General features: G+C 62.6%; 15 protein-coding genes. All 15 read left to right on the forward strand.

Features of this window, described 5'->3' with window-relative positions; all coding sequences use genetic code 11:
- Nucleotides 1-11: 11 nt before the first annotated feature.
- The 15 genes from folE to BJI47_RS01055 all read left to right on the forward strand — a co-directional run bounded on the left by folE (nucleotide 12) and on the right by BJI47_RS01055 (nucleotide 14,362).
- Nucleotides 12-617 (forward strand): GTP cyclohydrolase I FolE, encoded by a 606-nt coding sequence (gene folE, locus BJI47_RS00980; RefSeq protein ID WP_088941976.1) that lies wholly within the window; start codon nucleotides 12-14, stop codon nucleotides 615-617.
- Nucleotides 614-1,492: a dihydropteroate synthase gene (gene folP / locus BJI47_RS00985; protein ID WP_254900322.1), complete on the forward strand. Its 879-nt coding sequence runs from the start codon at nucleotides 614-616 to the stop codon at nucleotides 1,490-1,492. Before folE ends, folP begins: the two co-directional genes overlap by 4 nt.
- Nucleotides 1,489-1,851: a dihydroneopterin aldolase gene (gene folB / locus BJI47_RS00990; RefSeq protein ID WP_088941949.1), complete on the forward strand. Its 363-nt coding sequence runs from the start codon at nucleotides 1,489-1,491 to the stop codon at nucleotides 1,849-1,851. The genes folP and folB overlap by 4 nt, the downstream gene beginning before the upstream one ends.
- Nucleotides 1,848-2,366, forward strand: coding sequence for a 2-amino-4-hydroxy-6-hydroxymethyldihydropteridine diphosphokinase (gene folK / locus BJI47_RS00995; RefSeq protein WP_088941950.1), 519 nt, complete (start codon nucleotides 1,848-1,850; stop codon nucleotides 2,364-2,366). The genes folB and folK overlap by 4 nt, the downstream gene beginning before the upstream one ends.
- Nucleotides 2,363-2,830 carry a DUF3180 domain-containing protein gene (locus tag BJI47_RS01000; RefSeq protein WP_088941951.1) on the forward strand — a complete coding sequence of 156 codons (468 nt, stop codon included), beginning with the start codon at nucleotides 2,363-2,365 and terminating at the stop codon, nucleotides 2,828-2,830. The genes folK and BJI47_RS01000 overlap by 4 nt, the downstream gene beginning before the upstream one ends.
- A gap of 98 nt (nucleotides 2,831-2,928) precedes the next feature.
- On the forward strand, nucleotides 2,929-4,203 hold the full coding sequence (locus tag BJI47_RS01005) for a DUF6779 domain-containing protein (RefSeq protein ID WP_088941952.1): 1,275 nt from the start codon (nucleotides 2,929-2,931) through the stop codon (nucleotides 4,201-4,203).
- Between the two features lie 191 nt (nucleotides 4,204-4,394).
- Entirely contained in the window at nucleotides 4,395-5,303 is a 909-nt protein-coding gene (locus tag BJI47_RS01010) for a Rossmann-like and DUF2520 domain-containing protein (protein WP_088941978.1), read from the forward strand.
- A complete protein-coding gene (panC, locus tag BJI47_RS01015; RefSeq protein ID WP_088941953.1) occupies nucleotides 5,300-6,202 on the forward strand; it encodes a pantoate--beta-alanine ligase in 903 nt (300 codons plus the stop codon). The genes BJI47_RS01010 and panC overlap by 4 nt, the downstream gene beginning before the upstream one ends.
- 11 nt (nucleotides 6,203-6,213) lie before the next feature.
- On the forward strand, nucleotides 6,214-6,645 hold the full coding sequence (panD, locus tag BJI47_RS01020) for an aspartate 1-decarboxylase (protein ID WP_088941954.1): 432 nt from the start codon (nucleotides 6,214-6,216) through the stop codon (nucleotides 6,643-6,645).
- A 2-nt stretch (nucleotides 6,646-6,647) separates the two neighbouring features.
- Nucleotides 6,648-7,448 carry a type III pantothenate kinase gene (locus BJI47_RS01025; RefSeq protein WP_088941955.1) on the forward strand — a complete coding sequence of 267 codons (801 nt, stop codon included), beginning with the start codon at nucleotides 6,648-6,650 and terminating at the stop codon, nucleotides 7,446-7,448.
- 147 nt (nucleotides 7,449-7,595) lie between these two features.
- A complete protein-coding gene (locus tag BJI47_RS01030; RefSeq protein WP_176224614.1) occupies nucleotides 7,596-8,144 on the forward strand; it encodes a cysteine dioxygenase family protein in 549 nt (182 codons plus the stop codon).
- The gene (locus BJI47_RS01035) at nucleotides 8,141-8,563 is read left to right on the forward strand and encodes a rhodanese-like domain-containing protein (RefSeq protein WP_088941957.1); all 423 of its coding nucleotides are present in this window, start codon (nucleotides 8,141-8,143) and stop codon (nucleotides 8,561-8,563) included. Before BJI47_RS01030 ends, BJI47_RS01035 begins: the two co-directional genes overlap by 4 nt.
- A gap of 39 nt (nucleotides 8,564-8,602) precedes the next feature.
- Nucleotides 8,603-10,123: a lysine--tRNA ligase gene (gene lysS / locus BJI47_RS01040; RefSeq protein ID WP_088941958.1), complete on the forward strand. Its 1,521-nt coding sequence runs from the start codon at nucleotides 8,603-8,605 to the stop codon at nucleotides 10,121-10,123.
- Between the two features lie 311 nt (nucleotides 10,124-10,434).
- Complete coding sequence (locus BJI47_RS01045; RefSeq protein WP_084345516.1) at nucleotides 10,435-12,975, forward strand: ATP-dependent Clp protease ATP-binding subunit; 2,541 nt, start codon at nucleotides 10,435-10,437, stop codon at nucleotides 12,973-12,975.
- A gap of 208 nt (nucleotides 12,976-13,183) precedes the next feature.
- Entirely contained in the window at nucleotides 13,184-14,362 is a 1,179-nt protein-coding gene (locus tag BJI47_RS01055; protein WP_217808487.1) for an IS30 family transposase, read from the forward strand.
- Nucleotides 14,363-14,369: the final 7 nt, after the last annotated feature.

The following is a 14,369-nucleotide window of genomic DNA, read 5'->3' on the forward strand; positions in this document are numbered from 1 at the left end:
AGGACGGGTTAATACCCGGCGACGAGTTCGTCGCAGTGGCGACCGGAAACGCGTTCGATCAACCGCGCGCGGAGGCCGCAGTGCGCGAACTGCTCATTGCAGTCGGTGAAGACCCGGATCGGCCGGGGCTGCTCGAGACCCCATCCCGCGTCGCGCGCGCGTACAAGGAGATCTTCGGGGGCCTCTACACCGACCCGGACGATGTACTGAACACCACGTTCGACGAAGGCCACCAGGAACTGGTTCTCGTCCGCGACATCCCCATGTTCTCCACTTGCGAGCATCATCTCGTCTCGTTCCATGGAGTCGCGCACGTCGGATACATCCCCGGTAGCAACGGCAAGGTGACCGGCCTCTCGAAGCTGGCGCGAGTGGTAGACCTCTATGCCAAACGACCACAGGTTCAGGAGCGTCTGACCAGCCAGGTGGCCGACGCGGTGATGCGCAAGCTGAGCCCACGCGGCGCGATCGTCGTCATCGAGGCAGAGCACCTGTGCATGGCGATGCGGGGCATCCGCAAGCCCGGAGCGAGTACGACGACGTCGGCCGTGCGGGGCTTGTTCCAATCTTCTGCAGCCTCTCGGTCCGAAGCGTTGGATCTAATCCTGCGCAAATGACCTTGCCCGTCGCACCCGTCGTCATGGGTGTCCTCAACGTGACCGCCGACTCGTTCTCCGACGGGGGGCGGTACCTGGACGTCGACGCAGCAGTTGCACACGGAACGACACTGCACCGGACAGGTGTCGACATCGTCGACGTCGGCGGTGAATCGACGCGTCCGGGTGCAGATCGGATCGACCCTGCCGTCGAGGCGCGCCGAGTTGTGCCCGTCATCGCAGAGCTGTCGGCGCGCGGAATCCCCACCAGCGTCGACACCATGCGGGCATCGGTGGCGGCGGCGGCTGTCGAGGCGGGGGTATCGATTGTCAACGACGTCTCCGGTGGTCGCGCAGATCCGGCGATGGCGTCGGTGGTCGCCGATGCCGGTCTGCCGTGGATTCTCATGCATTGGCGCTCGGCAGCCGATTACGTCCCCGATGGCGCAGTCGCTCATCGGAACAGGGGTGCAGCCGCTCATCCGAACAGTGGCACAGTCGCGCATTACGACGACGTCGTCGCCGATGTTCGACGCGAACTGCTCGAGCAAGTCGACCGTGCGGTAGCGGCTGGAGTGGATCCGGCTGCCATCATCCTCGATCCAGGTCTCGGTTTCGCGAAGAACGCCGAGCACAATTGGGAACTGCTGCGTGCGCTACCGACGTTCGTCGAACTCGGCATGCCGATTCTGATCGGCGCGTCGCGTAAACGTTTTCTAGGCGCACTTCTCGAATCCGATGGTGAACCGAGACCGCCCGACGGCCGTGAGGTCGCAACAGCGGTCGTGTCCGCGCTTGCGGTCGCGGGAGGGGCGTGGGGTGTTCGCGTCCACGACGCCCAGGCCTCACTGGACGCGGTAGCCGTGGTGAAAGCATGGCAGGGGTTTGCAAGATGAGTGACCGAATCGAGTTGCGCGGGTTGAAGATTCGCGGCAATCATGGGGTCTTCGACTTCGAGAAACGTGACGGTCAGGACTTCGTCGTCGACATCACCGTTTGGATGGATTTGCGGCCTGCCGCCGAGACGGACGATTTGGTGCACACGTTGCACTACGGCGAGCTTGCGGAAGCGGCAGCGGCGATCATCGCGGGGCCGTCGCGGGACCTGATCGAAACCGTCGCAGCCGAAATCGCCGACGGAGTCATGATGGACACGCGCGTCGATGCAGTCGAGGTGGTGCTGCACAAACCGTCGGCGCCGATCCCTCTTGCCTTCGACGATGTGGCCGTAGTCGCTTCGCGGAGTCGTCGGTGACGCGGGCGGTGCTGTCGATCGGCAGCAATGTCGGCGACTCGTATGCGCATCTGCATTCGGTGACGTCCGCGCTCGGCGACCGCGTCGTTGCGGTCTCGTCGGTGTACTCGTCGGTGCCGTGGGGAGGCGTCGAACAACAGGACTTTCTCAATGCCATCGTCGTCGCCGACGATGACCGACGGGGCCCGTACGACTGGCTGGAAGTCGCTCTCGAATTGGAAAAGGCAGCAGACCGAGTGCGAGTCGAGCGGTGGGGACCACGAAGTCTCGACGTCGACATCATTACGTGTGCCGACATTTCCAGTAACGATCCACAACTGCTTCTTCCGCATCCTCGAGCACACCAGCGAGCGTTCGTCCTGGTGCCTTGGCTCGAGGTCGACCCGGAAGCGACACTCGAAGTAGCCGGGGAGGCTCGGCCGGTGGGCGAATGGATCGAATCGCTGAGCGAGGAAGAACGGGCAGGCGTACACCGCACGGAGATGACACTTCACACACCGAACAGCACTTCATGACGGCCACGAGAATCAGAGATCTCCTCGGCCTCGCCGGATTCGCCGCTCTCGCAACGTGGCTGCTCGTGCGATCGTTCTACGGGGCGCTTCCTCCGATTCACGCATTCGCCGGCGCATCGCTGTACGTCGTCGCGATTGCCGAGGCGATGCTCGGCTTCGTTATCCGATCGCGTATCGAGAAACTGCGGGTCGGCGACGGGCCTAACCAGCTCCATCCGATCACTGCGGCCCGAGCGTTGGCCCTGGCCAAGGCATCTGCACTGGTCGGCGCAGCAGCTACCGGGGTGTGGTTGGGATTCTTGCTCCACATCGTCCCGCTCGCGTCGTCCGTACGCGCCGCGTCCTCGGACCGGGCGGGCGTCATCGTCGGACTCGTTGCTGCATTCGCTCTTGTGGGTGCGGCCCTGTGGCTCGAGCGTTGCTGCAGGACCCCGACCGACTCCGGCGAGCGGCCCGAACGGTGAAGGCATTTACCGTCTCCGGCGCCGGATCGTCACCACCGAAGCGACAAGCATAGTCAGGCTTCCCGTTTGTCGACGGTTCGCCAGCTACCCTGGACGTCATGACCGAACAGACTCGCGCGAAAGCGTCACGCCGTCAGCGGCGGAGTGCGAGCCAGCTTTTCATTGCAGCGCTGGTCGTATTCGGCATCATCGCCAGCATGTTGATGTTGTTCAGCGAAAATGTGCAATGGCTACGTGTGGGCTTGGTCTCAGCGTTGTGGGCCGCGATCATCGGTGCATTCGCGATGACGAAGTACCGCCGCGAAGCAGTGGCCGACCAAGCCAAGGCCAAGGACCTGCAGACCGTGTACGAACTCCAGCTTGCTCGTGAGATTTCCGCCCGGCGGGAATACGAACTCGGCGTCGAATCCCGCGTACGAAGCGAAGTGGCCGTCGAGACCAGCGAGATTGCGGCACTTCGAGCAGAACTGGCACACCTACGCAACAACCTGCAACTACTTTTCGACGGCAACCTGCCCACCGAACGGGTGGCGCTGCGAGCCGATGCGACGCGTGTGCAGGAGCTCGGCGGTCGCAGCTACGCCAGCTACCAGCCGGCACCCTCGGGCTTGTTCGTTCCCGGCAAATCTTCGCAGTCCTCGTCCCCGAGCACCGAGGGACCGAGCGCCCCCGTGCCCGGACTCGGAACGCCGTACGACGAGCCAGTCACAGCCGAGACCTCGGTGCTCTACCCCGACGTCCCCATCGGTAGCGAGGACATGCCCGGCGCGGGTTCTGTGCCGAGCGAGCCGGCCCCTGGCGCAGAGTCGCGATTGCCGGGCAACGGTCGACGAGTACCCACACCACCGCACACCCCGGCTCCACCGCACACCCCGGCTCCGCCGCACACCCCGGCTCCGCCGCACGCCCCGGCTCCCACTCCACCGCTGGTGAGCGAGCCCGTCGGCTACTCGTCCGATCGGTCTACGGCCGTCGTAGCCGAGGAACCGCTCGCGGCAGCCCAGGGATCGGCAACGAATGATCAGCCGTATTCGAGCCAACAGGCGAATTCGAGCCGACAGCCCTATTCGAGTTCGCAGTCGTATTCGAGCCCGGTGTCCGAACCGGAGGTCGTTCCGGAGACGACGGAACAGCCGCTACCGGTTCCCGAGGAACCTGTGGCACCTGCGCCAGAGTCGAACACCGAGGACATCGGAAGTCACGACGCTTCGGAGCCGGCTCCCGAACTTCCGAGGCGACGGCGTCGGGCCGAGCCTGATGGTGATGGCGCGGGTGCGCACTCCAACGGCCGTTCGGTTGCCGAGATCATGGCAGGAATGAAGTCGAGCGACACCGAACCGAGCGCACGTCGTCACCGACGCCGCGCGGACTGACCTGCTGACATCTCGTCCGAACGCTGGACGCGGCGCTGAAGGGTGAAATAGATCACTGCTCAGGTCGTGGCCCGAGGTATCTCGGTGCCGCTATCCTTCGTTCAGGACGTCTGGTACCCGCCGAGCGGGACTGGAACGAACGAGAGGAAGTTTCGGTGACCTCACCTGAGTTCAGGAGTGGTGCCCGCGGAATACCCCTAGTCTCTGCCGACCCGGCACCTGCGCGTTTGACCGTGGGTATCGTTTCCGCAGGACGCGTGGGTACCGCCCTCGGCGAGGCCCTCGAGCGCGTCGGGCATGTGGTGTTCGGCTGTGCCGCAGTATCGGAAGAGTCCAAGGAGCGCGTACGTACGCGCCTGCCGGATTCGCAGATATTGCCGGTCGACGAGGTTGCCAGACGTGCCGAGTTGCTGATCCTCGCAGTTCCCGACAACGAGTTGGCATCCATTGCCGCAGGGTTGGCGGCAACTGGCGTCGTCGCCCGCGGGAAGCTCGTCGTGCACACCTCCGGCGCGAATGGCATCGGCATCCTCGCCCCATTGACCGCGCAAGGTGCGATCCCGTTGGCCATTCACCCGGCCATGACGTTTACCGGCGGGCCCGAGGACACCGATCGCCTGGCTGCTGCATGCTTCGGAATCACCGCAGCGGACGAGATCGGCTATGCCGTCGCGCAAGCATTGGTTCTGGAACTCGGTGGTGAACCGGTTCATGTCGCCGAAGACAATCGCGCGCTCTATCACGCGGCGTTGGCTCACGGGGCCAATCACCTCGTCACTCTCGTTGCCGACGCCGTCGACGCGTTGCGAGTCGCACTCGACGGCCCAGGCTTTCCTGGGATCGATTCCGACCCCGAAGCAGCACAGCGAGTTCTCGGTCCGCTCGTGCGCGCAGCGTTGGACAACGCGTTGCGGCACGGTCAGAGCGCTCTTACCGGGCCGGTGGCGCGCGGCGACGTTGCCGCCGTGCAGAAGCATCTGGACGTGCTCAGCGACGTCGATCCCGCGATTGCAGCGGGATACCGCGCGCTCTCGCTCAGATCCGCCCAACGCATGGGATCGAAGCCCGAACTCATCGAGATTCTGGAAGGCGAGCTATGACCCTGGCAGGTAGCTACAAGGCGGGGGAGTTGACGGTTCATCACGATCCGACTGTCGTCTCCGCGGTGTCGAAGGCACTGCGCGGTGTCGGAAGACAGATAGCGCTGGTGCCGACCATGGGTGCGCTGCACGCCGGGCACATCCATTTGGTTCGGCAGGCCAAACGCACCGGGGCAGTGGTGTTCGTGTCGATCTTCGTCAACCCCCTGCAGTTCGGTGAAGGGGAGGATCTCGACGCCTATCCACGCACCCTGGACGCGGACGTGGAGTTGCTGGCAAGCGAAGGAGTCGAGATCGTTTTCGCTCCCTCGGTGTCGGACATGTACCCGGCCGGGCCACGTACGACCGTTCTTCCCGGCCCGCTCGGCAGCGAGATGGAGGGTGCAAGCCGGCCGACGCACTTTGCCGGGATGCTCACCGTGGTGACCAAGCTGTTGCAGATCACCTCTCCGCATGCAGCGTTCTTCGGCGAGAAGGATTACCAGCAGTTGACATTGATCCGACAGTTGGTGCGAGATCTGAACTTCGACGTGAAGATCTTCGGTGTTCCCACCGTGCGCGAGCAGGACGGTCTCGCATTGTCTTCTCGCAATCGCTATCTCGACGACGCCCAGCGTTCGGCGGCGATGGCATTGTCGGCGGCGCTGGTAGCCGGGGCTCACGCCGCAGCGGGCGGAGTCGAAGTAATTCTGGCTACGGCCGGCGAAGTGCTGGCGGCGGTACCGGAGGTGAAGGTCGACTATCTCGAACTTCGAGGTGTCGATCTCGGACCTGCTCCCGAGCGTGGTGATGGTCGACTTCTCGTGGCCGCGATGCTCGGCACCACCCGACTCATCGACAACGTCGGTGTCGCTGTCGGGACCGGATTTCTCGAATACCCCGACGACCCGAAAAATTGAAGGGATAGAACATGTTTCGCACAATGATGAAGTCCAAGATTCATCGCGCGACCGTAACTCACGCGGACCTGCACTACGTAGGTTCGGTGACCGTCGACCAGGACCTGATGGAGGCGGCCGATCTGCTCGAAGGTGAACAGGTGACCATCGTCGACATCGACAATGGCGCACGGTTGGAAACCTACGTCATCACCGGCGAGCGGGGCAGCGGGGTGATCGGTATCAACGGTGCCGCAGCACATCTGGTCAATCCTGGTGATCTGGTCATTCTCATTGCCTACGGCGTGATGAACGAGCAGGAATGCAAGGATTACGCACCCCGCGTGGTGTTCGTCGACGAGAAGAACAAGCCCGTAGAACTCGGTACCGACCCTGCATATGCACCCGAAGGTTCGGGCCTGATCACCCCTCGCACGCTCCGTGCCGATTCCGTACTGGTGTAAAAATGCTGCTTGCGATCGACATTCGCAACACATCGATGACGCTCGGCCTGTTCACCGGCAGTGGTGATCATGCAAAGTTGTTGCGTGATTGGCGGATGCGTACGGATTCGCGAATCACGGCAGACGAACTGGCATTGATGCTCCGCGGTCTCCTCGGCGACGACGTGGATCAGATCACCGGTGTGAGCGCCCTGTCGACAGTCCCTTCGGTGCTGCGGGAAATGCGGACGATGCTTACCCGCTACTGGGAGCATATTCCGCACGTCGTCGTCGAACCTGGTGTGCGAACCGGTGTTCCGCTGTTGGTCGACAATCCCAAGGAGGTCGGCGCCGATCGGATCGTCAACACCCTTGCCGCGCACGATTTGTACGGTAGTGCCTGCATCGTCGTCGACTTCGGCACCACTACCTGCGTCGACGTCGTCTCTGCCAAAGGCGAATTCCTCGGCGGTGCCATTGCGCCTGGCTTGGAGATCTCTACTGCAGCAATGTCTTCCAGATCGGCAGCATTGCGGGAGATCGAACTGGTGCGACCGCGGTCGGTGGTCGGGAAGAACACCGTCGAATGCATGCAGTCCGGTGCCGTGTTCGGGTTCGCCGGGTTGGTCGACGGATTGATCGGACGCATTCGTCGTGAACTCACCGACTTCTCCGGTTCGGACGTCGCAGTGATCGGCACCGGCGCCAGTGCCCCGCTCATCATGGGGGAGAGCAGTGCAATCGAGCATCACGAACCCGACCTCACGCTCGAGGGCCTGCGATTGGTCTACGAGCGCAATCTCGCGAAACGACGTGTGCGCTAGCGCTTGCGGGCTGCGTGTGTAACAATCTTTCTCGTGATGACGTGCATGGGACCCCAGGAGTGTTGTCGAGGCTGATCGCTGCCTCGTTCGAACATCTACTCTGGAGTACTCCCCGTGCTTTCCACACCTGTCTTTATTTCGCCACCCGTGCGTTCTGTGTCCAACCGCGACCGATCCGCACCTCGTCTTTCTCTACCTACTCGGCTCAGGCCGCATGACCTGCTGCGTATCACCGACCAGGGCGCTTCGGACGTCCTGGACGGCCGATTCGACGACATCCTGCCCGAGAGCGGGCTCTGGCCGGCCGAAGAACGCTGGGCCTCTCGTTTGCACGCCGACGACGACCTGGATGTCTGGCTCATCAGCTGGGTACCGGACCGGTCCACCGAGCTTCATGATCACGCGGGCTCGATCGGCGCATTGACCGTCCTCAGTGGCTCCCTCGTCGAATCTCGTTGGGCCGGAAATGAACTGAAGAGCCGACATCTCGATGCCGGGGATCAAGCGTCGTTCCCGCTCGGGTGGGTCCACGACGTCGTGCACGCATCGGGCTCCGCCGCGCCGGGCCCGACGCTCAGCGTTCACGCGTACTCGCCACCGCTGACAGCAATGTCCTACTACGAGGTCACCGAGCACTCCTCGATCCGAAGAACCCGTACCGAGCTGACCGACGAACCCGAAGGTGCATCGAAATGACGATCGTCGAAATGTTGGATCAGGCGCGCAGCCGCATCGAGCGCACCACCGTCTTCGAGCTTCGCGACGCCGTTGCGCGTGGTGCCGTCGTCGTAGATATTCGGCCTCAGGCGCAGCGTGCCGTGGAGGGTACGTTGCCCGGCGCGCTTGCCATCGAGCGCAACGTGCTGGAGTGGCGACTGGATCCGACGAGTGATGCTCGGCTCGCCGTCGCAGTCGATCACGAGGTCGAGTGGATCGTCATCTGCTCCGAGGGCTACACCTCCAGCCTCGCCGCGGCGTCGTTGCAAGATCTGGGTCTCACGAAGGCCACCGACCTTGTCGGTGGGTATCAGGCACTGAAGTCGGCCGGCCTGCTCGGCGTGCTGACCAACGCCAAGCACACCGTGCGTGAAGCACAGGCCGTCAGTGCGCACTGATTCTCCTGTTGAGGGGTTCGACAGATAAAGTGTGCGTCTGTGACTGATTCAGCTTCCTCCACTGCCGACGACACTCCGGAACAGATTCGGATCCGTCGCGCCAAGCGGGACCGGTTGCTCGAACAGGGACGTGAGGCGTACCCCGTGTCCGTGGCACGGACGCACACGTTGCTCGAGATTCGTGACCGGTACTCCAACCTCGAAGCCGATGCGAAGACGGGCGTGCTCGTCGGAGTCGCCGGTCGCGTAATTTTCGTCCGCAACACCGGCAAGTTGTGTTTCGCCACTCTCCAGGAAGGCGACGGAACTCAACTCCAGGCAATGATCAGCCTCGCGGGTGTCGGTGAGGACGCATTGGCGGCGTGGAAGTCGGACGTCGATCTCGGTGACTTCGTCTTCGTACACGGCGAGGTCATAAGCTCCCGCCGCGGCGAGCTCAGCGTGATGGCAGATTCGTGGGAGATCGCGTCGAAGGCTCTTCGGCCGCTCCCGGTGGCGCACAAGGAACTGAACGAAGAGACGCGTATCCGGCAGCGATACTTGGATCTGATCACGCGCCCGGAAGCACGCGCGGTCGCCCGTAAGCGCATCGCCGTCGTACGCGAACTGCGCAACGCGCTGGAGCGACGGGGCTTTCTCGAAGTCGAGACCCCGATGCTGCAGACCTTGCATGGTGGCGCCGCCGCTCGCCCCTTCGTAACTCATTCCAACGCACTCGACACCGACCTGTTTCTCCGCATCGCACCGGAACTGTTCCTCAAGCGCTGCGTAGTGGGCGGCATCGAGAAGGTTTTCGAGATCAACCGCAACTTCCGTAACGAAGGCGCCGACTCCTCGCACTCTCCCGAATTCGCGATGCTCGAAACCTACGAGGCGTACGGAACATACGACGACTCGGCGAAGATGACCCGTGAGCTCATCCAAGAGGTTGCCGAAGCTGCGCTCGGAACTCAGGTGATCCTGCTGCCCGACGGCACGACCTACGACATGAGCGGTGAGTGGACGACACTCGAGATGTACCCGTCGCTGTCGGAGGCGCTCGGAATCGTCGTGACGCCAGACACCACAGTCGAGGAACTACTTGCCATCGCCGAGAAGATCGGGGTGGACGTCCCGCTCAAGGACGGCAAGTCCATCTACGGCCACGGCAAGCTCGTCGAGGAGTTGTGGGAGAACCAGATCGGTAACGATTTGTTTGCGCCGACCTTCGTTCGTGACTTCCCGGTCGAGACGTCTCCGCTGACTCGTCAGCACCGCAGCAAGCCGGGCGTTACCGAGAAGTGGGATCTCTACATTCGCGGGTTCGAACTGGCGACGGGTTACTCCGAACTGGTCGATCCGGTCATCCAGCGGGAGCGGTTCGAGGATCAAGCACGTCAGGCTGCGGCCGGCGACGACGAGGCCATGGTTCTCGACGAGGACTTCCTGGCAGCGATGGAGCAGGGCATGCCTCCGACCACGGGCACAGGTATGGGAATCGACAGGCTCCTCATGGCGCTGACCGGACTGGGTATCCGAGAGACGATTCTGTTTCCGATCGTGAAGCCGTCTCAGGGCTGACTTGCGCGCAAAGTTTATTGTTCGCCAACAGCGGACACCCGAGGGGAAACGAATTGCCCCGACGGTGCGTTATGAACAGTAAGCAGGCACATAGGTCCGTCGCTGGAGATCAGAGATGATCTGTAGAGGGGGTCGAGGGTCGGCAAGTGAACCTTCGGCCAACTAGAGTAAGGCTGGAGGCGTGGATACCTTTCGGCATCTACGTTCGAGACTTACCTTCAAATGCCGGCGAACCCGATTTACCAAATACCGTGGTGCTAGAAGACCTGGTGGGCGGAGTGCTACCACCCACCGAGAAGTGAGGGAGAGCGATGTTCGAGAGGTTCACCGATCGCGCGCGGCGTGTTGTCGTCCTGGCTCAAGAAGAAGCCCGGATGCTCAACCACAACTACATCGGCACGGAACACATCCTGCTCGGGCTCATCCACGAGGGTGAGGGCGTCGCAGCGAAGTCTCTGGAGTCGCTGGGTATCTCCCTTGAAGGAGTCCGCAGCCAGGTCGAGGAGATCATCGGTCAGGGCCAGCAGGCTCCGTCCGGTCATATTCCGTTCACCCCGCGCGCCAAGAAAGTACTCGAGCTCAGTCTGCGCGAAGCGTTGCAGCTCGGCCACAACTACATCGGCACCGAGCACATCCTGCTGGGTCTGATCCGCGAAGGCGAAGGCGTCGCGGCTCAGGTACTGGTCAAGCTCGGAGCCGACCTCAACCGGGTGCGTCAGCAGGTTATCCAGCTGCTCTCCGGTTACCAGGGCAAGGAGCCGTCCGAGAGCGGTAGCGGACGCGGCGATGCAGGTACGCCATCGACGTCGCTGGTTCTCGATCAGTTCGGTCGCAACCTGACCCAGGCTGCACTCGAAGGCAAATTGGACCCGGTCATCGGTCGCGCGAAGGAAATCGAGCGCGTCATGCAGGTGCTGAGCCGTCGTACGAAGAACAACCCTGTCCTCATCGGTGAGCCCGGCGTGGGTAAGACCGCTGTTGTCGAGGGCCTGGCTCAGGCGATCGTCAACGGTGAGGTGCCCGAGACACTCAAGGACAAGCAGCTCTACACCCTCGACCTCGGTTCGCTGGTTGCCGGTAGCCGATACCGCGGAGACTTCGAAGAGCGCCTGAAGAAGGTCCTCAAGGAGATCAACACCCGCGGCGACATCATCCTGTTCATCGACGAGCTCCACACTCTCGTCGGTGCGGGCGCAGCCGAGGGTGCTATCGACGCGGCCTCGATCCTCAAGCCGAAGTTGGCCCGCGGTGAGCTGCAGACCATCGGTGCCACCACCCTCGACGAGTACCGCAAGTACATCGAGAAGGACGCCGCTCTCGAGCGTCGTTTCCAGCCGGTGCAGGTCGGCGAGCCGACCGTCGAGCACACCATCGAGATCCTCAAGGGTCTGCGCGATCGGTACGAGGCGCACCACCGCGTCTCCATCACCGACGGTGCACTCGTTGCCGCTGCCACGTTGGCCGATCGTTACATCAACGATCGATTCCTGCCGGACAAGGCGATCGACCTGATCGACGAGGCGGGCGCGCGGATGCGCATCCGTCGAATGACTGCTCCACCAGACCTGCGTGAGTTCGACGACAAGATCGCGGACGCACGTCGGGAAAAGGAGTCTGCGATCGACGCGCAGGACTTCGAGAAGGCCGCGAACCTGCGTGACAAGGAGAAGCAGCTCGTCTCCCAACGCGCCGAGCGTGAGAAGCAGTGGCGTAGCGGTGACCTCGACGTAGTTGCCGAGGTCGACGACAACGAGATCGCCGAGGTCCTCGGAAACTGGACCGGTATCCCCGTGTTCAAGCTCACCGAGGAAGAGACCACTCGTCTGCTCCGCATGGAAGATGAACTGCACAAGCGGATCATCGGCCAGGTCGAGGCAGTCAAGGCCGTCTCGAAGGCAATCCGTCGTACTCGTGCAGGCCTGAAGGATCCGAAGCGTCCGTCGGGCTCGTTCATCTTCGCCGGCCCGTCCGGTGTCGGTAAGACCGAGCTGTCGAAGGCACTCGCGAACTTCCTGTTCGGCGAGGACGACGCCCTCATCCAGATCGACATGGGCGAGTTCCACGACCGCTTCACCGCATCGCGGCTGTTCGGTGCACCTCCCGGCTACGTCGGGTACGAAGAGGGCGGCCAGCTCACCGAGAAGGTCCGTCGCAAGCCGTTCTCCGTCGTTCTGTTCGACGAGATCGAGAAGGCACACCAGGAGATTTACAACACCCTCCTGCAGGTGCTCGAAGACGGCCGTCTCACCGACGGCCAGGGACGCACGGTCGACTTCAAGAACACCGTGTTGATCTTCACCTCGAACCTCGGTACCGCGGACATTTCGAAGGCAGTCGGGCTCGGGTTCTCCTCGGGTGAAGGCACCGGATCGAACTACGAGCGGATGAAGCTCAAGGTCAACGACGAGCTGAAGAAGCACTTCCGCCCGGAGTTCCTCAACCGTATCGACGACATCGTCGTGTTCCACCAGCTCACCAAGGACGAGATCGTCCAGATGGTCGACCTCATGCTCAACCGAGTCGAAGGTGCGCTCAAGAACAAGGACATGTCGATCGAGGTCACCGAGAAGGCCAAGTCCCTGCTGGCCAAGCGAGGATTCGATCCGGTACTGGGTGCGCGGCCGCTGCGTCGCACCATCCAGCGCGAGATCGAGGATGCGTTGTCGGAGAAGATCCTGTTCGGCGAGGTCGAAGCCGGCCAGATCATCCTGGTCGACGTCGAGAACTGGGACGGCGAAGGCTCGGGCGAGGACGCGAAGTTCACGTTCCGCGGCGAGAAGAAGCCGATCAGTGTTCCTGACGAACTGCCCGTCGACCTGGCCAAGGCCACCGGCGACAGTGACAGCGACTAGTCGGTAGTTTCGACTCAGTAGTCTCGACTCAGCGGGCCGTACTCCGAAAGGGGTACGGCCCGCTTCGTCGTCAGCGGGATGGGTGCACCGCTCCGTCCGCCCCCACCGCTCCGTCCGCCCCCACCGCTTCAATGGCCCATTCATACGATTTGGGCAATCTCAAGTGGTCGTTGCAACACAGCTCCTGACCTGAGGAGATGTCGAGCAGATGCCACGACGTGTTGTCCCGAATCGCGCAGAAGTAGTCGCTAAGTTCCATGCCATGCGAGATTCGGGTGCTTCAGTGATCCACGCGTCGGCCGCTGCCGGCGTCAGCCGCACCACCGGCAAGCGGTGGATAGATCAGAAGGCAGGAATCGTCCGCGGGGCCAAACGGGTCCGGCCCGAACCCAGCGGACGATTCCTCTCGCAAGCCGAACGAGAGGAAATCGCGATCGGCACCGCGATGGGACTAACCCAGACCGATATCGCCGACCTGATCGGACGTCACAAGTCCGTCGTCTCCCGCGAACTCAAACGCAACACCAACCTTGGCGGCACCTACCGATCAGTGTCCGCACACCAGCGAGCGGACACACGCGCCCGCCGACCCAAGGCCGCGAAACTCGCCGACCGCAACAGTGAGCTCCGCACAGAAGTCGTCCGCAGACTCCGCAAAAAGTGGTCACCACAACAGATCTCGGCGACACTGAAGATCGACTACCCCGATCGACCGGAGATGCACGTGTCGCACGAAACGATCTACAACGCCATCTACGTCCAAGCCAAAGGCGAACTCAAAGCCGAAGTCGCCGATGCACTACGGACCGGGCGGGCGCATCGCCGCAAACACGGCCGGGTACCCAGCAACGCTCATCACATCCCCGACAAAACGCTGATCTCCGAACGACCCGACGACGTCGAAGACCGCACAGTACCCGGGCACTGGGAAGGCGACCTGATCCTCGGTGCCGGCAACAAATCGGCGATCGGCACCCTCGTCGAGCGCACGTCACGGTTCACCATGCTGCTCCACCTGCCGCACTCGCACAATCTCGACGCCGTCCGAGACGCGATGATCGAGGCAATCCGGTCGATGCCTGCGGTACTCAAACAGTCGGTGACCTGGGATCAAGGTCTCGAAATGCGTCGGCATGCAGAAATCACTATGGCCACCGACATGGCAATCTACTTCTGCGACCCCCACAGTCCCTGGCAGCGCGGAACGAACGAAAACACCAACGGACTCCTGCGGCAATACTTCAAAAAAGGCACCGACCTGTCCGTGCACACCGCCGAACGACTCCAAGCGGTCGCCGCTGAACTCAACGACCGCCCCCGGAAAACACTAGGCTGGAAATCACCAGCAAAAGTGATCAACGAGTTAGTCGTTGCAACAACCACTTGAAACCGCC

The sequence above is a fragment of the Rhodococcus sp. 1168 genome, from assembly GCF_002091955.1.
Taxonomy (GTDB): Bacteria; Actinomycetota; Actinomycetes; order Mycobacteriales; family Mycobacteriaceae; genus Rhodococcoides.